This window comes from Streptococcus equinus, from assembly GCF_049393805.1.
GTDB classification, from domain to species: Bacteria; Bacillota; Bacilli; order Lactobacillales; family Streptococcaceae; genus Streptococcus; species Streptococcus equinus.
Map to the genome: position 1 here is coordinate 1,542,145 of NZ_CP185763.1, position 24,139 is coordinate 1,566,283.

Consider the following 24,139-nt stretch of genomic DNA (forward strand, 5'->3'; position numbering starts at 1 on the left):
TTAACACTAGATTTTTTAAAAAATTAAAAAGGATTGAAAATGAAATTAACATTGCATGAAGTCGCCAAAGTTGTTGGCGCTAAAAATACTATTTCGGAGTTTGATGACGTTCCCCTGCGACAAATTGAGTTTGACAGTCGCAAGATTGAAAAAGGCGATTTGTTCTTACCTCTAAAGGGTGCGCGTGATGGACATGACTTTATTGAAACAGCTTTTGAAAATGGTGCTGTTGCTACTTTCTCAGAACGCAAAGTAGAAGGTCATCCTTATATTTTAGTTGATGATTGTTTGCAGGCTTTCCAAGAGTTAGCAAGCTATTATCTTGAAAAACAACGTGTTGATGTCATCGCAGTTACTGGTTCAAACGGTAAAACAACAACAAAAGATATGATTGCGGCTGTTTTATCAACAGAATACAAAACTTACAAGACTCAAGGAAACTATAACAATGAGATTGGTTTGCCTTACACAGCTCTTCACATGCCTGACGATACTGAGAAGATTGTCCTTGAAATGGGACAAGATCACATGGGCGATATTCATCTTCTATCAGAACTTGCTAAACCACATATCGGTGTTGTGACATTGATTGGTGAAGCTCACTTAGAGTTTTTCGGTAGTCGTGATAAGATTGCAAAAGGTAAACTTCAAATCGTTGATGGTATGGATTCAGATGGTATTTTGATTGCACCGGCAGATTCAATTGTAGATCCTTACTTGCCAGAAGGTCAAATGGTTATTCGATTTGGTGATGGTGCAGAGATTTCTGTGAATGACTTGCAAGAAAGAAAGGATTCTTTGACTTTTACAACAAATGTCATCAATCGACCAATTACACTTCCTGTACCAGGAAAATACAACGCTACAAATGCAATGGTAGCAGCCTATGTTGGTAAATTACTAGCGATTTCTGACGATGATATCGTTGAGGCTCTTGAAAATATCGAATTGACTCGTAACCGTACGGAATGGAAAAAAGCAGCAAATGGAGCTGACATTCTTTCAGATGTGTACAATGCCAACCCGACAGCTATGCGTTTGATTTTAGAAACATTTTCTAAAATTCCTGCTAATGAAGGTGGTAAAAAAATTGCTGTACTTGCTGATATGAAAGAACTTGGTGAACAATCTGTTGAACTTCATAAGCGTATGATTATGAGCTTGTCACCAGATGTACTTGATACGCTCATTTTCTACGGAGAAGATATTGCAGAGCTTGCTCAACTAGCTAGTCAAATGTTCCCACTTGGAAAAGTTTATTACTTCAAGAAAACAGCTGACGAAGACCAATTTGACGACATGCTAAAAACGGTTCAAACAGTTTTGCAACCGGCTGACCAAATCTTACTAAAAGGAAGTAATTCAATGCATCTTGCTAAAGTAGTCGAAGCATTGGAGAAATAGGATAGTAGGAGATGGTAAAGAAAGTATTTAGGGAAAAAAATGAAGAGTGGCTTCTCGCTTATCGAGTGCTGTACTTCATCGAATATTGTATCTTATTTCTAGCGTGGTTTTTAAAACGTTATCCGTTTCCACAACCGTTTTTCTTGTTTTTGTCTAGCGTGTCAATTATCGGTGGTTTTGCAATTTATTTATGGAATCTACGTCGAACAGGCTTTTCAATTGAGAAAATTTTAGCTGGAATTTTTGCACTTGCTTTTCTGATTTTATTGCCAACATCAGACTATCTCGACACGGCAGTAGATGATTTGAATATGATTCTCTTCTTTTTACTGTCCGTAAGTGTTGATAGAGATGACGATAAGTTAATCAAAGCGCTATTTTATTTCAAGATGGTTGTAGGTATCTTGGTATTGTTTGCTTATAATGGGCATGTTATTCAGGATGTTTCTGGAATAAGACCTCATACAGATATTGTAAGACATTCTTATGGCTTTATGCATCCAAATTCTCTGGGCATGTTTTTCATTGGTTTAGTTTTTGATTTTTCATTGATTAAGAAATCATATAACTTTACGGGTGGATTAGTCATGTTGCTAGCGGCCTTGCTTGTTTTTGCAGTCACTGATTCAAGAACCTCATTCTTTATTGCTTTAGCAATTATTTTGTGCTATTTCTTGAAGCCGATTTTATCAAATGTCAAGGTTTCAGGTTATGCTATTATGCCATTTGTGGTAGGAATGTTTGCGCTTGGTCTTGCTTTGCCACGATATTTTACGCCAGATAATCCTATCTTTGTTACATTAAATCACTTATTTACCGGACGAACAGGAATTGGGCATGCGTATTTGGAACAATTCGGTTTGAATTGGATGCCAAGAAATATTCCAACTTTTACAGAAATTAATGGTATTCCAATGTACGATGATAGTTTCTATGTCGATTCACTTTTGCGTCAAGGTATTATACTGTTTTGTTTGTATCCAATCTTTTTATTGGTTCAGTTAAAGGGTAAAAAATTCACGCTTTTCCATAGCTTACTTTTCTTGTTAACGTTCTTTATCAATACGATGGAACATTATGGTGCAACTGTTCAAATTTGTAGCATCTTATTGCTAAATTATTTTGCGCTTTCTGAGGATAAGCTAGAGGACAAATATTGAAATAGCGGCTAATTTTCGTTATAATAATAGAGTTATGGAGTCCCATGACTCTATTTTTCTATTGCAAAAAGGAGTGGACCAATGTAGCCACTAATTAAAACTGTGATATCGTAATTTAAGAATTTACTAAAAGTGATAAGGAAATAAAATGACAATTCAAGATGACATTAAAAAACGTCGTACATTTGCCATCATCAGTCACCCGGATGCTGGTAAAACGACAATTACAGAACAATTACTTTATTTTGGTGGAGAAATCCGTGAAGCTGGTACTGTTAAAGGTAAAAAAACAGGTAACTTCGCGAAATCTGACTGGATGGATATCGAAAAACAACGTGGTATCTCTGTAACATCATCAGTGATGCAATTTGACTACGCTGGTAAACGTGTTAATATCCTTGATACGCCAGGGCACGAGGACTTCTCTGAAGATACTTACCGTACACTTATGGCCGTCGATGCCGCAGTCATGGTTGTTGACTCTGCCAAAGGTATCGAAGCACAAACGAAAAAACTTTTCGAAGTTGTAAAACACCGCAATATTCCAGTTTTCACTTTCATCAACAAACTTGACCGTGATGGTCGTGAACCACTTGATCTTTTGGAAGAATTGGAAGAAGTGCTTGGTATCGCAAGTTATCCAATGAACTGGCCAATTGGTATGGGGAAATCATTTGAAGGGCTTTATGATTTGTACAACAAACGTTTGGAACTTTACAAAGGTGATGAACGTTTTGCAGCGCTTGAAGATGGTGACAAATTATTTGCTAACAACCCATTCTACCAACAAGTCTTGGAAGATGTTGAGTTGCTAGAAGAAGCAGGAAATGAATTCTCAGAAGAAGCTATTTTATCAGGTGATTTGACACCAGTTTTCTTCGGTTCTGCCCTTACAAACTTTGGTGTGCAAACTTTCCTTGATACATTCTTGCAATTTGCACCAGAACCTCATGGTCACAAAACAACTGAAGGTAATGAAATCGATCCTTATGATAAAGATTTCTCAGGATTTGTTTTCAAAATCCAAGCTAACATGGACCCTCGTCACCGTGACCGTATTGCCTTTGTGCGTATCGTCTCAGGTGAATTTGAACGTGGTATGAGCGTGAATCTTGCTCGTACGAAAAAATCAGTTAAATTGTCAAACGTGACACAGTTTATGGCAGAATCACGTGAAAATGTTGAAAATGCCGTTGCTGGTGATATTATCGGTGTTTACGATACAGGAACTTACCAAGTAGGTGATACATTGACAGTTGGTAAAAATAAATTTGAATTTGAACCACTACCAACCTTCACACCAGAATTGTTCATGAAAGTTGCTGCTAAAAACGTCATGAAACAAAAATCATTCCACAAAGGTATCGAACAATTGGTGCAAGAAGGAGCAATCCAATTGTACAAGAACTATCAAACTGGTGATTACATGCTTGGTGCTGTTGGTCAGTTGCAGTTTGAAGTGTTCAAACACCGTATGGAAAATGAATACAATTCTGAAGTTATCATGACTCCAATGGGTAAAAAGACTGTTCGTTGGATTAAACCAGAAGATCTTGACGAACGCATGTCATCAAGCCGAAATATTTTGGCTAAAGACCGCTTTGATCAACCTGTTTTCCTTTTCGAAAATGATTTTGCTCTTCGTTGGTTCGCAGATAAATACCCTGAAGTTGAACTAGAAGAAAAAATGTAATAAATAAAAAAGTCTGAGTCTAGCTCAGGCTTTTTTCTAGTTAAGATTTGACATAAAAAAACAGCCCTGACGAATCAGAACTGTTTTCTTGAGATTATGAAAAAGAAAAGTTTTAGGATGTTTATATTGTATCTATCAATCCTTAAAGAAACCTTAAAATTCTTTCAAAAACTGTCAAAAACATTTTTTACAGAAAATTTAAAATTGTTAGATTTATGAAAGCGTGTTAATGATTTAAATGGACCTGTTTCCTATCTTTTTGTTCTAGAATATGTTACACTAGAAAAGTTGTTAAACAACGAAATTAAAGTTTAATAAGGCAGCTTCGCACTGCCTTTTAGAAAAGAGAAAAATTTGAAATTTACAGAACTTAACTTATCGGAAGCAATCCTTGCTGCTGTTGAAAAAGCAGGCTTTGTTGAGCCATCACCAATCCAAGAGTTGACAATCCCTTTGGCATTGGAAGGTAAGGATGTTATCGGACAAGCGCAAACTGGTACTGGGAAGACAGCAGCTTTTGGTCTTCCAACTTTAGATAAAATCGATACAAGTCGCAATCTTGTTCAAGCTTTGGTGATTGCGCCAACACGTGAATTAGCGGTTCAAGGTCAAGAAGAATTGTTCCGTTTTGGTCGTGAAAAAGGAGTTAAAGTCCGTTCAGTTTACGGCGGTTCAAGCATTGAAAAACAAATTAAAGCCCTTCGCTCAGGTGCACATATCGTTGTTGGTACACCAGGACGTTTGCTTGATTTGATTAAACGTAAAGCTTTGAAACTTGAACATGTTGAAACATTGATTCTTGATGAAGCAGATGAAATGCTTAACATGGGATTCTTAGAAGATATTGAAGCTATTATCAGCCGTGTACCAGAAACACGTCAGACGCTTCTTTTCTCAGCTACAATGCCAGAAGCAATCAAACGTATCGGGGTTAAATTCATGCAAAATCCTGAACACGTTAAAGTGGCTGCTAAAGAATTAACAACTGACCTTGTTGATCAGTACTATATCCGTGTTAAAGAACAAGATAAATTTGATACTATGACTCGTCTTATGGACGTTGACCAACCAGAATTGTCAATTGTCTTTGGACGTACAAAACGTCGTGTCGATGAATTGACACGTGGTTTGAAATTGCGTGGCTACCGTGCTGAAGGAATTCACGGTGACCTTGACCAAGGTAAACGTCTTCGTGTCCTTCGTGATTTTAAAAACGATAATATCGACATCTTGGTTGCGACTGACGTTGCAGCTCGTGGACTTGATATTTCAGGTGTGACACACGTTTATAACTACGATATTCCACAAGACCCAGAAAGCTATGTTCACCGTATTGGACGTACTGGACGTGCAGGTAAACATGGTCAATCTATCACTTTTGTAGCACCAAACGAAATGGGTTACTTGTCAATTATCGAAAAATTGACGAAAAAACGCATGAAAGGTTTGAAACCAGCTACAGCTGACGAAGCCTTTAAAGCTAAGAAAAAAGTTGCTCTTAAGAAAATTGAACGTGATTTTTCTGATGAAAAAATCCGTAATAGCTTTGATAAATTCAAAGGTGATGCGGTTAAATTGGCAGCAGAATTCACACCAGAAGAGTTAGCTCTTTACATTTTGAGCTTAACAGTGAAAGACCCTGAAACTCTTCCAAAAGTTGAAATTGCGCGTGAAAAACCATTACCATTTAAACCTTCAGGTGGTGGATTTAACAACCGTAAAGGTGGACGCAATAACGGTCGTGGTCGTGATAATCGTCGTGGTGGACGTGACCATAAACGTGATGACCGTGATAACGGCTACCGCGATTTCAAACGTACATCATCTAAGAACAAACGTGATTTTCAAAATAAAGATAACAAACGCCCACACCGCACATCAAGTGAAAAGAAACCTGGATTTGTTATCCGAAATAAAGGTGAAAGATAATAACTGAGACACTCTGCTTAAGCAGGGTGTTTTTTGTATGAAAAAAGCTTCTGCAAATCAGCAGAAGCGGTTGATATTAAGCAAGATATTGCTTGAAGAAGTCTAAAATTTCTAAGTTACATTTTGTTGCTACAGGGTCTTTGACATTGTAGTTAAAGACATGAGCTTTAGGTTCTTCGGGTGTACCATAACTACGAAAAACATGATTGATGCGCTTAGCAGTTAAGAAACCATCTAGTCGAACAGTACAATCACGAATGAAATCTTGGTTTGCTGTTGTGAGCAGAAGCGGTGGAATATCTTGTGTGATATATTCTTCTGTTTCAAGCATATCCTTTTTAGTTTCTAACACATTGTCTGTAAAGTAAGCTTGCGGTGCTCCTTCAATCATACCTGGAAGATTAAGGAAAGCTGCGCCACAATTGATTGCAGCAGCTCGAACGATAAAGTTAGGCTTTTCATATCCAAATTTTTGACGGAAGTCATCATTTGTAAGGATTGTTAAGTATTGCATAGCCATCTGTCCACCAGCGCTATCTCCAATGATAAAAATATTATCTAAATCCAAATGATACTCACTGCCGTGTTTTGCTACCCAGTGCATGGCACGGTTGACATCATCGAGTTCACCAGGAAATTCAACTTCGGGAGCTAGCTGATAGTTAAAGTTAACAAAAGCAAATCCGTTTTTAGCTAAACTGAGTCCAAAGAATTGGTAGGTTTCTTTTATTCCATAAACCCAACCTCCACCGTGGATACTGATAATGGTTGGAACTTTTTCACCTCTTTTTCTAGGAAGGTAGACATCCAACAAGTTCCATTTTTCCTTTGGACCATAAGCAATATCATCAAAACGTTCCACTTCAGGAATATCATGTGGCAAGCCTGCGTCACGTTTGTCATCGTTTTCTTTGCACATAGCATTCATAGCTTTAGCAGCTTTTAAAATATTTTCTTTAACTACCATTTTGAGGCCTCGTTTCTATTTTTATAATTTGATTTTAAGTTAAAAAAGGTGGAAAATCTAGTACTATCTTATCTAAAAATAGGCGCCTAGTGACCTAATTATTAAATGAATGTGTTTAAAAAGGTTACTGAGCGCCTTTTTATGGTAACTATTGCTATTTTAACAAAAGCTTTAAGCGACTATAATAAAACTGTAAATCATTTAATAGCGCTTGCAAGGCTCTTGAATAAGGAAGATTTGTACTTTAGGAGGATTTTGCTATGAAACCAGTGAAAGATCGATTATCTTTTAAAATATCTTTGCTTTCTATTTCTCTCTTTTTGATGATAGCACCGCAGATTTCAGCGGCTTTGCCACTAATGTATAATGCGTTTCCGGGAGTTAGCCAGAGCGGTGTTGAAACTTTGGCGACCGTTCCGAATTTTGGAATCATGGTTGGTTTGTTTATCAGCCCATTTTTGATTCGCATTTTAGGGCAAAAATCGACAGTTTTGGCAGGTTTGGTAATTACTTTACTAGCTGGAACTTTTCCAATGTACGCAACAGCTTTTACGCCGATTTTGATTTCACGTTTTTTACTTGGGGCAGGGATTGGTTTGTTTAATTCTTTGGCAGTTAGTTTGATTCCTCAATTTTACGATGACAATGAAGAAGAGCGCGCAACCATGCTTGGTTTTCAAAATGTTATGAGTAGTATTGGTGCAGCAATTTCTTCTTTCTTGGTAGGATACCTAGTCACAATTAGTTGGCATGCTGCTTTTGTGATTTATTTCCTTGTTATTCCAGCTTTGATTCTGTTCACTTTGTTTGTACCATTGAAAAAAGAAAGTGGGCAAGCAGTACAAAATGATAGCACTCAAAAACAATCTGTTAATGGTAAGGTAATTCTTATAGCCGTTTTGATGTTCTTTATTTTCATGTTTTATTTGCCAATGAGCTATAAATTGCCAAACATGATTATCGAAAATGGTATCGGGACAAGTTCGACAGCAGCCATGGTCGCAGGTTTTTCAACTTTAGTCGGAATTCCAATTGGGGCATCATTTGGATATTTCTTTAAGAAATTGCGAGATAAAATTTTTCCAATTGGCTTTTTGCTAGTGACTTTAGGATTCTTTTTGACAGCGATTTCTCATAATCTCGTTGTTTTGCTTCTGTCTATGGTTATTAGTGGTATTGGTTTTGGATTTGCGGTACCATATATGTATAATTGGCTTGGTTGGGCAGCTCCTCAAAATTCTGTTAACTTGGCAACAACAATTGTTCTTGTCATGGTAAATGTTGGTTGTTTCTTGTCACCAAGTATTATGGGACTTCTTTCAAGTTTTTTAGGCACAGCAGCAAGCAATACTTTGCTGATTTCAGCAATTGGTTTTGCATTTATTACAATTTATGCTGTCGCTCATTACGTGAGAGTGCATAAACTTCACGTTAGTAATGTCAAAGAAGAAAAAATCTGAGAGTGAATTCTTTTATCAGGAGGTATTTTTTGGAACAAAGTCAGCATGAAGTTATCAATCCCAACCAAGGACTACTTTCTTTTTTAATCGTTCATGATAATCAGGATTCAACTTATATTTCGCCACATTGGCATAGGGCAGTTGAGCTGAGTTATACCTTAAAAGGTTCGATTGACCAGTTTTATGTTGCAGGTGAAAATTTTCAAACGCATTCTGGTCAGATTTTAGTGATTAACACGCAAGAGGCTCATAGTATCCGTGTTTTAAAGCACAAGGAAGAGTCTAATTTGGCTCTGACAATAACTTATCCTTATCCTTTTTTGATTGGGCAGTGTGAAAAAATTGCTTATAGTCGTTTTGATATTAATCATCCAGAACAATTTTCAGCAGAACAAAAAAGGGCGTATAAGGAACTTCAAGAGATTCTAGAAAAAATAGTTTTAGATTGTCATTCTGACAGGTCTGATAAAAATTTAAAATTAAATCTTGGAATTTTAAAAGCCTTAGAAATATTAATCGACTTTTTCTTGGTGGAGGATTTTTCTGCGACTCGTAGGGATAATCGACTGCAAGTTGCTGAGCGCACTAAAGAGATTGACGAATATTTGCAGCAGCATTACCAAGACGATATCCATTTGGAAGATTTGGCAGCATATTGCCATCTTTCACGTTCTTATATGGCTCGATTTTTAAAAAAACATCTTGGAGTCACTTTAGGAGAATATTTGAGAAATATTCGTGCTCAGCGGGCGCGTGATAGTTTGATAGAAACGAATGATAGTTTTACAAGTATTGCTTTAGAGCATGGATTTAGTGGCTTAAGGTCGATGAATCGCGCTTTGGAAGCAAGTTTTGGGCAAAATGCTAGACAAATTCGAAATAATACAAATAGTTGAGGAGAGAAAATGGCTACATTTTTGAGCTTTGATGTTGGTGGAACACGCATAAAATACGCATTGATTACTGATAAAAGAGACATAATAGAAAAGAATTCTACGCACACACCTGACAACGGCCAAGAGTTTTGGCAAAAGATTGATGAAATTATTGAATCTTATAAGTCTACTATCAGTGGCATAGCCTTTAGTGTCCCTGGTCGTGTCGATACCGAAAAAGGAATTATTTATATCGGCGGTGCTTTACCTTATCTGAAAGATATTCATATCAAAGACGTGTTCTTTGAAAAGTACGACTTGCCTGTAGCAGTTGTTAATGATGCAAAAGCAGCAGCTCTTGCCGAAGTGTGGCATGGCAGTCTAAAAGGAATCAGAGATGGTGCAGTTATTGTTCTAGGAACTGGTGTTGGTGGCGGTTTGATTTTAGATGGCAAACTCCGAAATGGTTCACATTTTCAAGCTGGCGAGTTGAGTTTTTTGGCACTAAATCTCACAAACAAAGGCTTTGAGCGTACTAGTGGTTGCTTGGGCTCGGCAGTCAGAATGGTTTCTGCTGTTAACAAAGCAATTGGGAATCCTGATGAAAAAGACGGCAAGAAAGCTTTCTCTGCTATCAATGACAATCATCCGAAGGCTCGGGTGATTTTTGAAAGTTACTGTCGAACAATTGCTCAGATTATCTTGAATGTCCACACGACGTTGGATTTAGAATGTTTTGCAATTGGAGGTGGTATCAGTTCCCAACCAATTCTTGTTGATGAAATTAATCGTCAGTATGATTTACTTTTAGATGAGGACGAAGTGACTAAACACGTTTTGACACGTCCTAAAATTGTGCCGACAACCTTTAAAAATGACGCCAATCTTCTTGGGGCTCTTTACCAATTATTACATTCATAAAAAAGCACACTTTTTATAAAGTGTGTTCTTTTATATACTCTAATTTTTGTTTTCGTGTTTTCTGTTTGAAATAACTTTCGGCAGACATGGCGGCTTCTTTGCTATCAAAACTTTCTTGATAAATGAGCTTTACTGGTCGTCTAGCTCGAGTGTACTTGGCACCTTTGCCGCTATTATGAGTCTTTATACGATGCTCGACATCTGTTGTATAACCAGTGTAAAGAGTGCCATCTGAACACTCAACCACATACATGTAAGCTTTTTTAGTCTTTTTTGCCGTTTTTTCCATAATAAATTTCAAAAATTTCGTCAGTGTAGTCGCCGTTTTCTTTGTGAACAAAGAGTGGCGGAAGAATTTTAAGTCCGTCAGTTGAGCCATCTTTTATAGCTTCAACGAGGAGTAAGTTGGCATCTTTTCCAACTTTTGGGTAAACAAATTGAATGCGTTTTGGAGCCAGATTGTATTGACGTAGTGTGTCAATGATGTCTAAAAATCTATCAGGGCGGTGTACGAGTGCTAGACGTCCATTTGATTTGAGAGCATGGCGTGCAATGTCACAAATTTCTTCAAGGTTGGTTGTGATTTCATGCCTTGCAAGCAAGTAATGTTCAGAGAGATTCTTCTTTGATGTCTCTGAAACTTTGAAATACGGCGGGTTGCACAGAATCAAATCAACACCAGTTCGTGGCACATGATTAAGAAGATTTTTCAAGTCATCGTTAATCATCTGAACTTGTTTACCGAGGTCATTTAACTGGATTGAACGCTCTGCCATGTCTGCTAAACGCTCTTGAATCTCTACCTCAATGATAGGCGCTTTGGTACGAGTACTGGCAAAAAGTCCAACGGCACCGTTACCAGAACAAAGGTCAACGATTAAGCCGCGTGATGGGATTTTTGGAAATCGTGACAAAAGCACGCTATCGATAGAATAACTGAATACTTCTCTATTTTGAATAATTTTTACGTCTGTCGAAAAGAGCTGATCAATACGCTCGCCTTCTTTTAAAATTGATTTAGTCATGACAATTATTATAGCAGATTTTGCTTGTTCTCACTAGCGAGCCAGCTAATTTTTACTTTCTAAAACCGCTTAAGAATGGTACAATGTTATGGAATGATTGAAAAAAAGGAGTAAATCTGTGTTTTATACTTATTTACGCGGGCTAGTGGTTTTCCTACTTTGGATTATCAACGGTAATGCTCACTATCACAATGAAGACAAAATCTTGAGTAAAGATGAAAATTATATTTTGGTTGCCCCTCACCGTACATGGTGGGATCCCGTTTACATGGCATTTGCTGCGCGACCAAAACAATTTATTTTTATGGCTAAAAAAGAATTGTTTGAAAATCGTATTTTTGGTTGGTGGATTCGCATGTGTGGTGCCTTCCCAATCGACCGTGAAAATCCTGGTCAAAAAGCCATTAAATACCCTATCAATATGTTACGAAAAAGCAATCGCTCACTTGTCATGTTTCCAAGTGGTAGCCGCCATTCTACAGACGTTAAAGGTGGCGTAGCTGTTATTGCTAAAATGGCTAAGGTTAAAATCATGCCTGTTGTTTACGCAGGACCAATGCAATTAAAAGGTCTTTTGACTGGTGAACGTGTGGATATGAACTTCGGTAATCCAATCGATATTTCTGATATCAAACGCATGAACGATGAAGGTATCGAAGAAGTAGCTAACCGCATTCAAACTGAATTTGACCGTTTGGATGCTGAAAATGCAACTTTCCACATCAATAAAAAACCAAATCCACTAACTTATATTTATCGTATCCCACTTGGGCTAGTTGCTATTGTTGTTGTGCTTTTGACACTTCTCTTTAGTTACATTGCAAGTTTTGTTTGGGATCCAGATAAACATCGTAAAATGAAATAATTTATAAAAGCTCAGCGATTTTGCTGGGCTTTTTCGAATAAATAAGTAAAGGCTCACATGAGTCTTTTTTAGTGCCAAAAAGTGAGGTAGTGAGATGATTGAAGAGATGAAAGAAAAAATTTTAGAGCATAAAACTGTGGCATCAGTTTTGGGGACAGTTCTTGTTATGCTAGTGATGTTTTTGGCTTGGTCTAGTATGGAAAGTCACAAAGCTGAAGTGCAAAATGATTTACCAGCATTGAGCACTAGCTTTTCAACAAGTAGGGCAGAAACATCTCAGCCAAAAACAGTAGCATCTGCTTCAAAGTCGGAATCAGATAAGATTTTCGTTGATATTAAAGGTGCCGTCAGAAAAGAAGGCGTTTATGAATTGACATCAGGTAGTCGTGTGACAGATGTGGTTAAATTAGCTGGCGGATTTACAGATGATGCGGATAAGAAATCTGTTAATTTAGCTGAAAAAGTAGCGGACGAAGCAGTGATTTACGTGGCAAGAGTTGGTGAAGAGGTCACACCAGCAAGTACCCTGTCTCAAACTAAAAATACAGCAGCAAGTGGAGCGCAGCAAGATGCAGACTCAGCACAAATCAATCTTAATACTGCGACTTTAGAAGAACTTCAGACGATTTCTGGCATCGGTGCCAAACGTGCTCAAGACATTATCGATTATCGTGATAACAACGGTGGATTTTCGTCAGTTGATGATTTGAAAAATGTGTCAGGTATTGGTGAGAAGACCTTAGAAAAACTAAAAGCTGAGGTGACAGTTGATTAAACATTTTCCCATTAAGCCAATTCAATTGGCTTTTTTGCTCACTCTCGTTTATTATTTTTGCTTATTGAAGGTCCTTTGGTGCATAGTCCTCCTTTTATTGGCCCTCGTCTGCTTATGGAAAAACTACGGTTCTAAAAAATTGTGTCAAACCTTGATAGTGCTGATGTGCTTTGCCAGTTTTTTTAGTCTTAAAAATCAGCAAGCAGAGCAAGCTGACAAAGTAGCGCCAGCTCATTTATCAAAAATCCAGATGATTCCAGACACGATTTCGGTCAATGGTGACTTGCTGTCTTTTCGAGGAAAGGAGGCTGGACAGACTTATCAGGTCTTTTATACTTTGAAGTCAGAAAAGGAGCAGCAATTTTTTAAAAGTCTTAATCAAACGCTTGTCTTGTCTGGTGAGATTGACTTGGAGAAAGCAACGCCTCAGCGTAATTTTGGTGGATTTGACTATCGGACTTACTTGAAACATGAAGGTATTTATCGCATTGGGAATCTTTCTTCAATTGTTGGGATGAGACGTCAAACTTCTTTGACTTTGGTTGAGCGACTGCATGATTTGCGACGAAAAGCAATTGTTAGCATCCAGCAAAACTTTCCAGCACCCATGCAGCATTATATGACGGGGCTTTTGTTTGGTTATCTGGATAAATCTTTTGATGAGATGAGCGATATTTACACGAGTTTAGGAATTATTCATCTCTTTGCTCTTTCCGGTATGCAGGTTGGCTTTTTTGTCGGTGTTTTTCGCTATTTCTTTTTGCGACTAGGCTTAAGGCGTGATTATGTTGACATTCTTCAAATCCCTTTTTCGCTTGTCTATGCTGGTTTGACAGGATTTTCAGTGTCTGTTGTCCGAAGTCTCATTCAGTCAGGTTTAGGCAATATTGGCGTTAAGCGACTTGATAATTTTGCTTTGACCATGATGATTCTTTTCTGCATTATGCCTAATTTCCTGCTGACAACGGGAGGCATTTTGTCATTTACTTATGCCTTTATTCTAAGTTTTATTGATTTTGAGGAACTTGAAAGTTATCAGAAGGAAATTGTAGAATGTTTGGCAATTTCATTAGGTAGCTTACCAATTTTGATTTACTTTTTTTCAGTTTTTCAACCGATGTCCATTCTTTTGACAGCTATTTTTTCATTAGCATTTGATACGCTTATGTTGCCAGTTCTGTCAGTGGTTTTCTTGATTTCGCCACTCGTGAGATTATCAATTTTTAATAGCTTTTTTATCGTTTTAGAAGATGTGATAAAGCTGACTATGAATTTCCTTGGTGGTCCGATTGTTTTTGGCAAACAAAGTATTGGTATTTTGGTATTCCTATTATTTAGCTTGGGTGTTCTTTATGATTACAGGCAGAAAAGGAAAGTTGTGATTTTTCTTGTCAGCTTAGTAGCTCTGCTATTTTTCCAAATCAAGCATCCGCTGGAAAACGAAGTGACGGTGGTTGACATTGGGCAGGGAGATAGTATTTTTGTGCGTGATGTTAAAGGGCATACGCTGTTAATTGATGTCGGAGGAAAAGTAAGTTTTAGCCAAAAAGAAGGCTGGCAGGAGCGTTTGTCTGACAGCAATGCAGATCGAACCTTGATTCCTTATCTCAATAGCCGTGGCGTTGGAAAAATTGACCAGTTAGTTCTGACGCACACGGATACTGACCACATGGGAGATATGCTGGAAGTAGCAAAGCAGGTGAAAATTGGTGAAGTTTTGGTTAGTCAAGGAAGTTTGACAAAGCCAGATTTTGTGGCAAAATTACAAGCCATGAAAACCAAGGTTCGCACAGTTTCTGCTGGAGATAGTCTGCCGATTATGGGAAGTAGCTTGCAGGTGCTGTATCCTATTAGAGTTGGCGATGGTTCTAATAATGATTCGGTGGTGTTGTATGGCAAGCTTCTTGGTAAAAATTTTCTGTTTACAGGAGATTTGGAAGAAGAAGGTGAGCGTGAGGTGATGGCGGCTTATCCTAATCTGCCAGTTGATGTTTTAAAAGCAGGACACCATGGTTCAAAAGGGTCATCAAGCTCGGCATTTCTAGCTCATATTTCACCGCAAATTGCTTTGATTTCTGCTGGACAAAATAACCGCTACAAACATCCTCACCAAGAAACGCTTGAACGCTTCCGAGCACAAAACATGACCATTTACCGCACAGACGAACAAGGCGCCATCCGCTTTCGAGGCTTAAACCACTGGAAAATTGAGACGGTGAGGTGAGCTTGTTTTTTGCAAACTTTCTTTGGTGATTGTGTTAAAAAGAAAGCAGTTTTGGTATAATATTCCTATGATTGCAATCGAAGAAATTGATAAATTACGAAAAGAAAATCTTAGCTTGATTACGGTGGTGACGGGTGAGGATTTGGGACAATTTTCTCAGCTGAAAGAACGCATGGTGGAGCGTGTTGGCTATGATAAGGATGATTTGACTTATTCTTACTTTGATATGGCTGAGGTTGATTATCAGGATGCGGAAATGGACCTTGAAAGTCTGCCGTTTTTTGCTGACCAAAAGGTAGTTATTTTTGATAATCTACTCGACATCACGACAGCTAAGAAGTCTTATTTGGATGAAAAGGCGCTTAAACGTTTTGAGGCATATCTTGAAAATCCTTTGGACACGACACGTTTGATTATTTTTGCACCAGGTAAATTAGATGGTAAACGTCGTTTGGTCAAAATTCTTAAGCGAGATGCCAAGATTTTTGAAGCGAGTGAATTAAAAGAAGCAGAGCTAAAAACATATTTCCAAAAATTAGCACACAAAGAAAATCTTACCTTTGATTCAGGTGTTTTTGAGGCTTTGCTTTTAAAATCAAATTATGATTTCAGCGAGATTTTGAAAAACATTGCCTTTTTGAAATCTTATAAAAAAGACGGACACATCACAGCAGAAGACATCAATCAAGCCATTCCAAAAACACTTCAAGATAATATTTTTGATTTAACACAGTTTGTTTTGAGTGGCAAAATCGATGAGGCGCGTGAGCTGATTCGCGATTTACGTCTTCAAGGTGAAGATGAAATCAAGCTCATTGCCATTATGCTTGGTCAATTCCGCACATTTTTACAAGTCAGCATTTTAGCCAGCCAAGGAAAAACAGAACAGCAGATGGTTGTTAGCCTGTCTGATTATCTTGGACGCCGTGTCAATCCTTATCAAGTTAAGTTCGCTGTGCGTGATTCGCGGACTCTTTCTATGACTTTCTTGAAAAATGCTATTGCTATTTTGATTGAGACGGACTATGCTATAAAAACTGGAACTTACGATAAAGATTATCTCTTTGATGTGGCTATTTTAAAAATCGCTCACGAGCATCGCTAAAGGAATTAAAAAAATAACGGTCAAATAATTTGCTAGCTTTGCCATTTTTCTATAGAATGATGATAACAAATAACAAAGAGAAAGAAGGTAACTAGCATGGCTATTATTTTACCAGAACTACCATACGCATACGATGCTCTTGAACCATATATCGATGCAGAAACAATGACATTACACCATGATAAACATCACGCAACTTACGTAGCAAACGCTAATGCGGCTCTTGAAAAGCATCCTGAACTTGGAGATGATTTGGAAGTTATCTTGGCAGATGTTGACAAGATTCCAGCCGATATTCGTCAAGCAGTGATTAACAACGGTGGAGGTGCTCTCAACCACTCACTTTTCTGGGAATTCTTATCTCCAGAAAAACAAGAACCAACAGCAGATGTCCTAGCCGCGATTGAGGCTACATTTGGTTCATTTGATAATTTTAAAGCTGAGTTTACAAAAGCTGCAACAACACGTTTTGGTTCAGGTTGGGCTTGGCTTGTGGTTAACAAAGAAGGCAAACTTGAAGTGACTTCAACAGCTAACCAAGATAACCCAATCTCAGAAGGTAAGAAACCAATTCTTGCTCTTGATGTTTGGGAACATGCTTACTATCTCAAATACCGCAACGTTCGTCCAGATTATATCAAAGCTTTCTTTGACATTATTAACTGGACAAAAGTTGCTGAATTGTATCAAGCAGCAGTTGCTGATTAAGTATCATTATTATAGCACTCTCTAATCTACGAGGATAGGCACAGCTCTATCCTCTTTTTATGTCGCAAATATGATATAATAGCAAGGAATAGGGAGGAATTTTGCATGTCAGGACATAATAAATGGAGCAAAATTAAAAACAAAAAAGGTGAAGCAGATGCTAAACGCGGAGCAATTTTCAATAAATTGTCACGTGAAATTTTTGTAGCTGCTAAAGCTGGTGGTGGCGATCCATCAATGAACGCTAGCCTTCGCATGGTTTTGGATAAAGCGCGTGCGGCTAACATGCCAAAAGACAACATTAATCGTGCTATCAAAAAGGCAACTGATGTTGGCGATACAACAAACTATGATGAAATCACTTATGAAGGCTATGGACCTGGTGGAGTAGCTATTCTCGTTCACACACTAACTGACAATAAAAAACGTACAGATGCGAACATGCACACTATTTTCACACGTAATGGTGGTAACATGGGTTCAACTGGTTCAGTTGCTTACATGTTTGACCGTAAAGGTTACATTGTCATTGACCGTGAAAATTTGGACTTGGACGAAGACAGCATGCTTGAGTTGATTTTGGATGCCGGGGCAGAAGATTTGAAAACATCAGATGATGCCTTTGAAATCTTCACTGAATCAAAAGAATTTCCAGCTGTTAAAGAAGCTTTGCAAGCACAAAATCTTGAATTTGCACAAGCTCAACTTAGCATGATTCCACAAAACTACGTTAGCCTTGATGCAGAACAAGCAGACATTTTGGAAACTCTCGTTGATAAACTTGAAGATGATGATGACGTCCAAGATGTTTACACAAACATGGCAGATTAAGAGTAAAAAAAGAACTTCGAAAAATCGAAGTTCTTTTTTTACAGTTATTATTTTACAAACATAGCATCGCCGAAACTAAAGAAACGATAGCGTTCGTCGATAGCGTGTTGGTAAGCTTCAAGGACAAATTCACGTCCTGCAAATGCTGAAACAAGCATGACAAGAGTTGATTTTGGTAAGTGGAAGTTTGTTGAAAAGGCATCAACTACTTTGAATTCGTAACCAGGTTTGATGAAGATGTTTGTCCAACCGCTGTCAGCTTTAATTTCGCCGTTGAATTTTGAACCAATTGTTTCAAGTGTACGGATAGAAGTTGTTCCGACAGCAACGATACGACCGCCAGCAGCTTTTACGTCGCGAAGGGTTTGGGCAGCTTCTTCAGACAGACGATAGAATTCTGAATGCATTTCGTGTTCTTCAACATTGTCAACAGAAACTGGACGGAATGTTCCAAGTCCGACGTGCAAAGTGACGTAGACAAGTTTTACACCTTTTGCTTGAATTTTTTCAAGCAATTCTTTGGTGAAGTGAAGTCCAGCAGTTGGGGCAGCAGCAGAGCCATTTTCTTTGGCATAAACAGTTTGGTAACGATCTGGGTCATCCAATTTTTCGTGAATGTACGGTGGAAGTGGCATTTCACCAAGGCTTTCCAAAACTTCAAGGAAGATGCCGTCGTAATCAAACTCAACAATACGACCACCGTGATCCAATTCTTCGATGACAGTAGCAGTCAAACGTCCATCACCGAAAGAAACTTTAGCTCCGACACGAAGACGCTTTGCTGGTTTTGCAAGAACTTCCCATTTATCCCCTTCAGTATTTTTCAAAAGAAGAAGTTCAACGTGTCCGTGTGTTTCAGGTTTTTCACCATAAAGACGAGCTGGAAGTACGCGAGTATTGTTCATGACAAGTGCATCACCTGGGTTTAGCTCATCAAGAATGTGGTCAAAATGCGCATCGACCATTTCGTGAGTATTGCGGTCAATAACCAAAAGTTTAGAACTGTCTCGTTTTTCAAGAGGAGTTTGTGCGATTAACTCCTCTGGTAAATTAAAATCAAAATCGTTGGTATTCATAATATGTCCTTAATAATTATATTCTCAACTTTACATTATAACACGAGAAATCTTTTCCGTCATCTGGTCGAGTTTTAATTGTAACTATTCTAAAGAGATGTTATAATGAAAGCAATTAGGGAAAACGCTTAAAAATTTATGGAAAGTGATGAAAAATAGATGAAAGAAAAATTTGGAGATTACGCAAAATCCATCGTCTATGGTGGTATGGATGGTATTGTAACAACCTTTGCGGTTGTTGCTGGTGCGGTCGGTGGAAATCTTGGTATCACACCAATTGTTATACTTGGTTTTTCAAATCTACTAGCTGATGGTTTTTCAATGGCTGTTGGTGATTATCTGAGCTCGACGACTGAAGAATCAGTGGTTAAGGGTAAAGCCATAAAAAATGCAGGTGCAACATTTGTTTCATTTATCTTTTTTGGTTTGATTCCTCTTTTGTCTTATCTTTTGATTAACGTCTTTAGTATTTTCAAAGTTCACACTTTCATGATGGCTTGTATTTTAGTATCGCTAGCGCTAACCTTACTTGGATTTGTCAAAGCTTTGATAACAAAGAAAAGCAAATTCAAAGAAATTTTTAGAACGCTACTGATTGGCTTAATTGCTGCGCTGTTTGCTTATTATGTTGGTGACTTTTTAGGGCAGTTAGCTGGAACTAGATAAAAAATCAAAGTCTGAGATTTGTTCTCAGGCTTTTTTTAGAACATTTTTCTTGACAACAATTGGTATATACCATATAATAGTTTTAGATAAGTGGTATATACCAAAAAAACAAAAAGTAAGAATGGGGAAGTGTCATGAAAGTAATTCGTGTTAATAATCAAGTTGAAGGTGGAAAAAAAGCTTTTGAACTGTTGAAAGCGGAAATGGAAAATGGTATTAAGACACTTGGTCTTGCGACTGGTAGCACACCTTTGTCATTTTATAATGAGCTAGCAAATAGTGGCCTTGATTTTTCAGAAATGACAAGCATTAATCTTGATGAATATGTCGGCTTAGCAGCAGATAACGCACAAAGTTATCACCATTTTATGCAGGAAAATCTTTTCCAATATAAACCTTTCAAGGAAAGTTTTTTGCCAAATGGTTTAGCTACAGACTTGCAAGCAGAAGCTAAGCATTATGACCAAATTATTGCTGAGCATCCGATTGATTTTCAAATTTTAGGAATTGGGCGAAATGGTCATATTGGATTTAACGAGCCAGGGACTCCGTTTGACATGACAACACATATCGTTGATTTAACGCAGGATACGATTGAAGCAAATAGTCGTTTCTTTGACAGCATGGAAGAAGTGCCAAAACAAGCTATTTCAATGGGAATTCACTCAATCATGCAATCCAAAATGGTTGTTTTAATGGCTTATGGCAAGGATAAAGCTGACGCTATCAATCAAATGATTAATGGTCCAATCAGCGCAGATTTGCCAGCAAGCGTTCTTCAAAATCATCCAAATGTTGTAGTAATTGTTGATGAGGCTGCAGCGAGTGAATTAGACTAAAAAATTGCTTCAGAACATGGTAAAATAGGAGCATGCGTTTAGATAAATTATTAGGACAAGCGGGATTTGGCTCTCGAAATCAAGTCAAAAAGCTCATCAGAAGTCGTCAAGTTTATGTGGATGGCAGGCTAGCTGAGGCAGACAATTTGAATGTTGAGCCAAGTCTGCAAGAGATAACTGTTTCGGGCAAACAGGTTACACTATCTACAGAAAAATATTTCATTTTAAATAAGCCAGCGGGTGTTGTTTCTGCGGTTTCTGATAAGGAACATCAGACGGTGATTGATTTGATTGCAGAATCCGACCGAGTGCCAAAACTCTATCCAGTTGGAAGATTAGACCGCGACACGGAAGGCTTTCTTCTGATTACTAATAACGGTCCACTTGGCTACCGCATGCTTCATCCAAAATACCATGTCACAAAGACTTATTACGTCGAAGTTAATGGACGCTTAGCAGATGATGCGCCAGCATTTTTTGAAAATGGGGTTACCTTTAATGATGGAACGATTTGTAAACCTGCTAAACTTGAGATTACCGAATCAAGTTCTGAAAAAAGCTCTGCTTATATCACGATTGCAGAAGGAAAATTTCATCAGGTTAAGAAAATGTTTTTAGCTTATGGCGTCAAGGTGACCTACCTCAAACGAATGACCTTTGGTGAATTTGAACTTGGCGATTTACCAACAGGAAACTATCGTGAACTAACTATAAATGAAAAAGAAATCCTGAAAAATTATTTGGATTAATCCAAAGTTTTTCAGGATTTTTTTCGAATAGTAAAATAGGAGGTTTACTATGCTGTCTGCGCTTGATGAAAATGGAAAATTAGTGTTTTCGTTAGATGAAGTCCCAAAACAGCAAGATTTTTGCTGTCCAGCTTGTTACTCACCAGTTCGTCTCAAAAATGGTACGGTCATGCGGGCTCATTTTGCTCATGTCTCTTTAGAAAATTGTGATTTTTACAGTGAAAATGAAAGCAGCGAGCACCTAGGGTTAAAAGCGGAGCTGTATCGCAGTATTTCTCGAACAGATGAAGTTGTTATTGAAAAGATTTTGCCTGAACTAGGGCAGGTGGCAGATTTATTTGTGAATGATAAGCTAGCTCTTGAGGTGCAGTGCTCACGTTTATCCGAAAAACGACTTAGACAACGAACGATTTCATATCAAAATGCAGGCTATTCTGTCCTCTGGCTTTTAGGTGAGAAATTATGGCTTCGTCATCATTTAACGCCGTTACATCGCCAGTTCCTTTATTTTTCGCAGAATATGGGCTTTCACATGTGGGAATTAGATTTAAAGAAATCGGAGATACGGCTTAATTATCTTATTTATGAGGATTTGCATGGGCAGGTTCATTATTTGACAAAGTCGTGTGCTTTTTCGGCTGATGTCATGGCATTTTTACGACTTCCTTATCAAAGACAAACTTTGTCTGCATATCAAGTCACTCAAGATTCAAAGATAACGTCTTACATTCAAAAGCAGCTCATCGCTCGAAATTCTCGTTGGTTAAAACGTCAAGAAGAGGCTTATCTAAAGGGAAAAAATCTCCTTACTCAATCTTTGTCGGAATTTTATCCGCAAGTGAAACCACCTGAATTTAAGGAAGGATTTTGTCAGATTAAGCAAGATTTGACAGCATTTTACAAGACTTTTGAGACTTATTATCAAAATCAAGGACAAAAACGAATTCAAACGCTTTACCCACCAGCATATTATGGTAGAATGGTTAATAATGCCCAGAAAAGGAGAAAATGATGTCAGATAATCGTAGTCATATTGATGAAAAGTATAAATGGGATTTGAGTACTGTCTTTGCAACAGATGATGCTTGGGAAGAAGCACTAGCTGAGCTTGATTCAGATTTAGAAGATGCTAAAAAATTTAAAGGGCACTTGATTGAATCAAGTAAGACTTTGCTCGATATCACTGAAAGTTATCTTGAATTGTCACGCCGCTTGGAAAAAGTTTATGTCTATGCGTCAATGAAAAATGACCAAGATACAACAGTTGCTAAATACCAAGAATTTGAAGCAAAGGCAACAACACTTTATGCCAAATACAGCGAAGTTTTTGCATTTTATGAACCAGAATTGATGCAATTATCTCAAGATGATTTCGCCAAATTCGTGGCTGAAACACCAGAGCTTTCAGCTTATGCTCATTTCTTTGAAAAACTTTTCAAACGTCAAGAACACGTTTTGTCACAAAAAGAAGAAGAGCTGCTAGCAGGTGCTCACGAAATCTTTGGTGCAGCTGGAGAGACTTTTGAAATTTTAGATAATGCTGACATTGTCTTTCCTGTTGTTTTGGATGATGAGGGCAATGAAGTTCAACTAACACATGGTAACTTCATCAGTCTTTTGGAATCAAAAAATCGCGATGTTCGAAAAGCGGCTTACGAGGCTATGTATGCTACGTATGAACAATATCAACATACTTATGCCAAAACACTTCAAACAAATGTAAAAGTTCATAACTTTGATGCTCGTGTTCACCATTTCAAATCAGCGCGTGAAGCAGCACTTTCAGCAAACTTCATTCCTGAATCTGTCTACGATACTTTGATTGAACGCGTGAATGCACACTTGCCATTGCTTCATCGTTATGTGGAACTTCGTAAGAAAGTTCTTAAACTTGATGATTTGAAAATGTATGATATTCACACACCTTTGTCTGAAATGGATATGAGTTTCACTTACGAGGAAGCTTTAAAAAAAGCAGAAGAGGTTTTGTCTGTCTTTGGTAAAGATTATTCAGAACGTGTTCATCGAGCTTTCACAGAACGTTGGATTGACGTTCATGTCAACAAAGGAAAACGTTCAGGAGCTTATTCTGGTGGGGCTTATGATACAAATGCCTTTATGCTATTGAACTGGCAAGATACACTTGATAATCTTTTCACTTTGGTACACGAAACAGGGCACAGCCTTCATTCGACTTTTACGCGTGAAACTCAGCCATACGTTTACGGTGATTACAGTATTTTCTTGGCTGAAATTGCTTCAACGACGAATGAAAATATCTTAACAGAAACACTCTTAAAAGAAGTTGATGATGACAAAGCACGCTTTGCAATTTTGAATCACTACTTGGATGGTTTCAAAGGGACTATTTTCCGTCAAGCACAATTCGCTGAATTTGAAGATATTATCCATAAAGCTGACCAAAATGGTGAAGTCTTGACGAGTGAATACCTCAATGGCATTTATGCTGACTTAAATGAAAAATACTACGGACTCAGCAAAGAAGATAATCCAGAAATTCAATACGAATGGGCACGCATTCCGCATTTCTACTATAATTACTATGTTTATCAATATGCGACAGGTTTTGCGGCAGCAAGTTATCTAGCTGACAAAGTAGTTCACGGTACATCAGATGACATTAACCGCTATCTTGACTATCTCAAGGCTGGTAATTCTGATTATCCGTTAAATGTGATTAAAAAAGCTGGTGTGGACATGACAAGCAGTGATTATTTGGATGCTGCATTCAAGATTTTTGAAGAACGTCTAAATGAATTAGAAACTTTGGTTGAAAAAGGTCTACATTTATAAAAAGACTGATGAGGTTGGATAAAATCCAACCTCATTATGTTATAATGGAAAAA

The 24,139-nt window shown here is 37.8% G+C and carries 22 protein-coding genes; 18 read left to right on the forward strand and 4 right to left on the reverse strand.

The features are described from left to right. Nucleotides 1-39 precede the first annotated feature (39 nt). The 4 genes from ACN0NP_RS07750 (at nucleotide 40) to ACN0NP_RS07765 (ending at nucleotide 6,186) form a co-directional block, all read left to right on the forward strand. The gene (locus ACN0NP_RS07750; protein ID WP_423217090.1) at nucleotides 40-1,404 is read left to right on the forward strand and encodes a UDP-N-acetylmuramoyl-tripeptide--D-alanyl-D-alanine ligase; all 1,365 of its coding nucleotides are present in this window, start codon (nucleotides 40-42) and stop codon (nucleotides 1,402-1,404) included. Nucleotides 1,405-1,415: 11 nt separating this feature from the next. Next, nucleotides 1,416-2,564, forward strand: a complete 1,149-nt coding sequence (locus ACN0NP_RS07755; protein ID WP_423217091.1) for a polymerase — start codon at nucleotides 1,416-1,418, stop codon at nucleotides 2,562-2,564. Nucleotides 2,565-2,712: 148 nt separating this feature from the next. Then, complete coding sequence (locus ACN0NP_RS07760) at nucleotides 2,713-4,257, forward strand: peptide chain release factor 3 (protein WP_024344266.1); 1,545 nt, start codon at nucleotides 2,713-2,715, stop codon at nucleotides 4,255-4,257. Between the two features lie 354 nt (nucleotides 4,258-4,611). Continuing rightward, the gene (locus ACN0NP_RS07765; protein WP_423217092.1) at nucleotides 4,612-6,186 is read left to right on the forward strand and encodes a DEAD/DEAH box helicase; all 1,575 of its coding nucleotides are present in this window, start codon (nucleotides 4,612-4,614) and stop codon (nucleotides 6,184-6,186) included. Between the two features lie 76 nt (nucleotides 6,187-6,262). Here ACN0NP_RS07765 and ACN0NP_RS07770 read toward each other — a convergent pair whose 3' ends face one another. Then, complete coding sequence (locus ACN0NP_RS07770) at nucleotides 6,263-7,153, reverse strand: alpha/beta hydrolase (RefSeq protein WP_423217093.1); 891 nt, start codon at nucleotides 7,151-7,153, stop codon at nucleotides 6,263-6,265. Between the two features lie 260 nt (nucleotides 7,154-7,413). On the opposite strand from ACN0NP_RS07770, the gene ACN0NP_RS07775 reads away from it, so the two are divergent. From ACN0NP_RS07775 to ACN0NP_RS07785, 3 genes are read left to right on the forward strand one after another with little or no spacing between them, the layout of a single operon-like run. Next, entirely contained in the window at nucleotides 7,414-8,613 is a 1,200-nt protein-coding gene (locus ACN0NP_RS07775) for an MFS transporter (RefSeq protein WP_423217094.1), read from the forward strand. A 29-nt stretch (nucleotides 8,614-8,642) separates the two neighbouring features. Then, nucleotides 8,643-9,509 carry a helix-turn-helix domain-containing protein gene (locus tag ACN0NP_RS07780; RefSeq protein ID WP_423217095.1) on the forward strand — a complete coding sequence of 289 codons (867 nt, stop codon included), beginning with the start codon at nucleotides 8,643-8,645 and terminating at the stop codon, nucleotides 9,507-9,509. 9 nt (nucleotides 9,510-9,518) lie between these two features. Then, a complete protein-coding gene (locus ACN0NP_RS07785) occupies nucleotides 9,519-10,409 on the forward strand; it encodes an ROK family protein (protein WP_423217096.1) in 891 nt (296 codons plus the stop codon). Between the two features lie 13 nt (nucleotides 10,410-10,422). Here the strand turns inward: ACN0NP_RS07785 and ACN0NP_RS07790 are convergent, their stop codons facing one another. Next, nucleotides 10,423-10,698, reverse strand: coding sequence for a GIY-YIG nuclease family protein (locus tag ACN0NP_RS07790; protein WP_024344272.1), 276 nt, complete (start codon nucleotides 10,696-10,698; stop codon nucleotides 10,423-10,425). Next, nucleotides 10,673-11,434 carry a tRNA1(Val) (adenine(37)-N6)-methyltransferase gene (locus ACN0NP_RS07795; protein ID WP_287181464.1) on the reverse strand — a complete coding sequence of 254 codons (762 nt, stop codon included), beginning with the start codon at nucleotides 11,432-11,434 and terminating at the stop codon, nucleotides 10,673-10,675. Before ACN0NP_RS07795 ends, ACN0NP_RS07790 begins: the two co-directional genes overlap by 26 nt. Before the next feature lie 118 nt (nucleotides 11,435-11,552). Between ACN0NP_RS07795 and ACN0NP_RS07800 the strand changes: the two genes are divergently transcribed. From ACN0NP_RS07800 to ACN0NP_RS07825, 6 genes are all read left to right on the forward strand, one after another. Further along, entirely contained in the window at nucleotides 11,553-12,299 is a 747-nt protein-coding gene (locus ACN0NP_RS07800) for a lysophospholipid acyltransferase family protein (protein WP_024344274.1), read from the forward strand. A 94-nt stretch (nucleotides 12,300-12,393) separates the two neighbouring features. After that, nucleotides 12,394-13,074, forward strand: a complete 681-nt coding sequence (locus ACN0NP_RS07805) for a helix-hairpin-helix domain-containing protein (protein WP_423217097.1) — start codon at nucleotides 12,394-12,396, stop codon at nucleotides 13,072-13,074. Then, the gene (locus ACN0NP_RS07810) at nucleotides 13,067-15,298 is read left to right on the forward strand and encodes a DNA internalization-related competence protein ComEC/Rec2 (protein WP_423217098.1); all 2,232 of its coding nucleotides are present in this window, start codon (nucleotides 13,067-13,069) and stop codon (nucleotides 15,296-15,298) included. The genes ACN0NP_RS07805 and ACN0NP_RS07810 overlap by 8 nt, the downstream gene beginning before the upstream one ends. A 67-nt stretch (nucleotides 15,299-15,365) precedes the next feature. Beyond that, on the forward strand, nucleotides 15,366-16,403 hold the full coding sequence (gene holA, locus ACN0NP_RS07815; RefSeq protein WP_423217099.1) for a DNA polymerase III subunit delta: 1,038 nt from the start codon (nucleotides 15,366-15,368) through the stop codon (nucleotides 16,401-16,403). Between the two features lie 96 nt (nucleotides 16,404-16,499). Beyond that, nucleotides 16,500-17,111 carry a superoxide dismutase SodA gene (gene sodA / locus ACN0NP_RS07820; RefSeq protein ID WP_423217100.1) on the forward strand — a complete coding sequence of 204 codons (612 nt, stop codon included), beginning with the start codon at nucleotides 16,500-16,502 and terminating at the stop codon, nucleotides 17,109-17,111. A gap of 105 nt (nucleotides 17,112-17,216) precedes the next feature. Next, nucleotides 17,217-17,942, forward strand: coding sequence for a YebC/PmpR family DNA-binding transcriptional regulator (locus ACN0NP_RS07825; RefSeq protein WP_423217101.1), 726 nt, complete (start codon nucleotides 17,217-17,219; stop codon nucleotides 17,940-17,942). 47 nt (nucleotides 17,943-17,989) lie between these two features. Here the strand turns inward: ACN0NP_RS07825 and queA are convergent, their stop codons facing one another. Next, nucleotides 17,990-19,018, reverse strand: a complete 1,029-nt coding sequence (gene queA / locus ACN0NP_RS07830; RefSeq protein WP_423217102.1) for a tRNA preQ1(34) S-adenosylmethionine ribosyltransferase-isomerase QueA — start codon at nucleotides 19,016-19,018, stop codon at nucleotides 17,990-17,992. A gap of 159 nt (nucleotides 19,019-19,177) precedes the next feature. Between queA and ACN0NP_RS07835 the strand changes: the two genes are divergently transcribed. The 5 genes from ACN0NP_RS07835 (at nucleotide 19,178) to pepF (ending at nucleotide 24,086) form a co-directional block, all read left to right on the forward strand. Beyond that, a complete protein-coding gene (locus tag ACN0NP_RS07835; RefSeq protein ID WP_033152227.1) occupies nucleotides 19,178-19,684 on the forward strand; it encodes a VIT1/CCC1 transporter family protein in 507 nt (168 codons plus the stop codon). 134 nt (nucleotides 19,685-19,818) lie between these two features. Next, the gene (gene nagB, locus ACN0NP_RS07840; protein ID WP_423217103.1) at nucleotides 19,819-20,523 is read left to right on the forward strand and encodes a glucosamine-6-phosphate deaminase; all 705 of its coding nucleotides are present in this window, start codon (nucleotides 19,819-19,821) and stop codon (nucleotides 20,521-20,523) included. A gap of 32 nt (nucleotides 20,524-20,555) precedes the next feature. Continuing rightward, entirely contained in the window at nucleotides 20,556-21,272 is a 717-nt protein-coding gene (locus ACN0NP_RS07845; protein WP_074566237.1) for a pseudouridine synthase, read from the forward strand. A gap of 49 nt (nucleotides 21,273-21,321) precedes the next feature. Next, nucleotides 21,322-22,284, forward strand: a complete 963-nt coding sequence (locus ACN0NP_RS07850) for a competence protein CoiA (protein ID WP_423217104.1) — start codon at nucleotides 21,322-21,324, stop codon at nucleotides 22,282-22,284. Further along, nucleotides 22,284-24,086, forward strand: a complete 1,803-nt coding sequence (gene pepF, locus ACN0NP_RS07855) for an oligoendopeptidase F (protein WP_423217105.1) — start codon at nucleotides 22,284-22,286, stop codon at nucleotides 24,084-24,086. Before ACN0NP_RS07850 ends, pepF begins: the two co-directional genes overlap by 1 nt. Nucleotides 24,087-24,139: the final 53 nt, after the last annotated feature.

Coding starts and splice junctions, on each gene's coding strand:
- ACN0NP_RS07750 (WP_423217090.1), top strand. CDS start 40: ATGAAATTAACATTGCATGAAGTCGCCAAAGTTGTTGGCGCTAAAAAT.
- ACN0NP_RS07755 (WP_423217091.1), top strand. CDS start 1,416: ATGGTAAAGAAAGTATTTAGGGAAAAAAATGAAGAGTGGCTTCTCGCT.
- ACN0NP_RS07760 (WP_024344266.1), top strand. CDS start 2,713: ATGACAATTCAAGATGACATTAAAAAACGTCGTACATTTGCCATCATC.
- ACN0NP_RS07770 (WP_423217093.1), bottom strand. CDS start 7,153: ATGGTAGTTAAAGAAAATATTTTAAAAGCTGCTAAAGCTATGAATGCT.
- ACN0NP_RS07775 (WP_423217094.1), top strand. CDS start 7,414: ATGAAACCAGTGAAAGATCGATTATCTTTTAAAATATCTTTGCTTTCT.
- ACN0NP_RS07785 (WP_423217096.1), top strand. CDS start 9,519: ATGGCTACATTTTTGAGCTTTGATGTTGGTGGAACACGCATAAAATAC.
- ACN0NP_RS07790 (WP_024344272.1), bottom strand. CDS start 10,698: ATGGAAAAAACGGCAAAAAAGACTAAAAAAGCTTACATGTATGTGGTT.
- ACN0NP_RS07795 (WP_287181464.1), bottom strand. CDS start 11,434: ATGACTAAATCAATTTTAAAAGAAGGCGAGCGTATTGATCAGCTCTTT.
- ACN0NP_RS07805 (WP_423217097.1), top strand. CDS start 12,394: ATGATTGAAGAGATGAAAGAAAAAATTTTAGAGCATAAAACTGTGGCA.
- holA (WP_423217099.1), top strand. CDS start 15,366: ATGATTGCAATCGAAGAAATTGATAAATTACGAAAAGAAAATCTTAGC.
- sodA (WP_423217100.1), top strand. CDS start 16,500: ATGGCTATTATTTTACCAGAACTACCATACGCATACGATGCTCTTGAA.
- ACN0NP_RS07825 (WP_423217101.1), top strand. CDS start 17,217: ATGTCAGGACATAATAAATGGAGCAAAATTAAAAACAAAAAAGGTGAA.
- queA (WP_423217102.1), bottom strand. CDS start 19,018: ATGAATACCAACGATTTTGATTTTAATTTACCAGAGGAGTTAATCGCA.
- ACN0NP_RS07835 (WP_033152227.1), top strand. CDS start 19,178: ATGAAAGAAAAATTTGGAGATTACGCAAAATCCATCGTCTATGGTGGT.
- nagB (WP_423217103.1), top strand. CDS start 19,819: ATGAAAGTAATTCGTGTTAATAATCAAGTTGAAGGTGGAAAAAAAGCT.
- ACN0NP_RS07845 (WP_074566237.1), top strand. CDS start 20,556: ATGCGTTTAGATAAATTATTAGGACAAGCGGGATTTGGCTCTCGAAAT.
- ACN0NP_RS07850 (WP_423217104.1), top strand. CDS start 21,322: ATGCTGTCTGCGCTTGATGAAAATGGAAAATTAGTGTTTTCGTTAGAT.
- pepF (WP_423217105.1), top strand. CDS start 22,284: ATGTCAGATAATCGTAGTCATATTGATGAAAAGTATAAATGGGATTTG.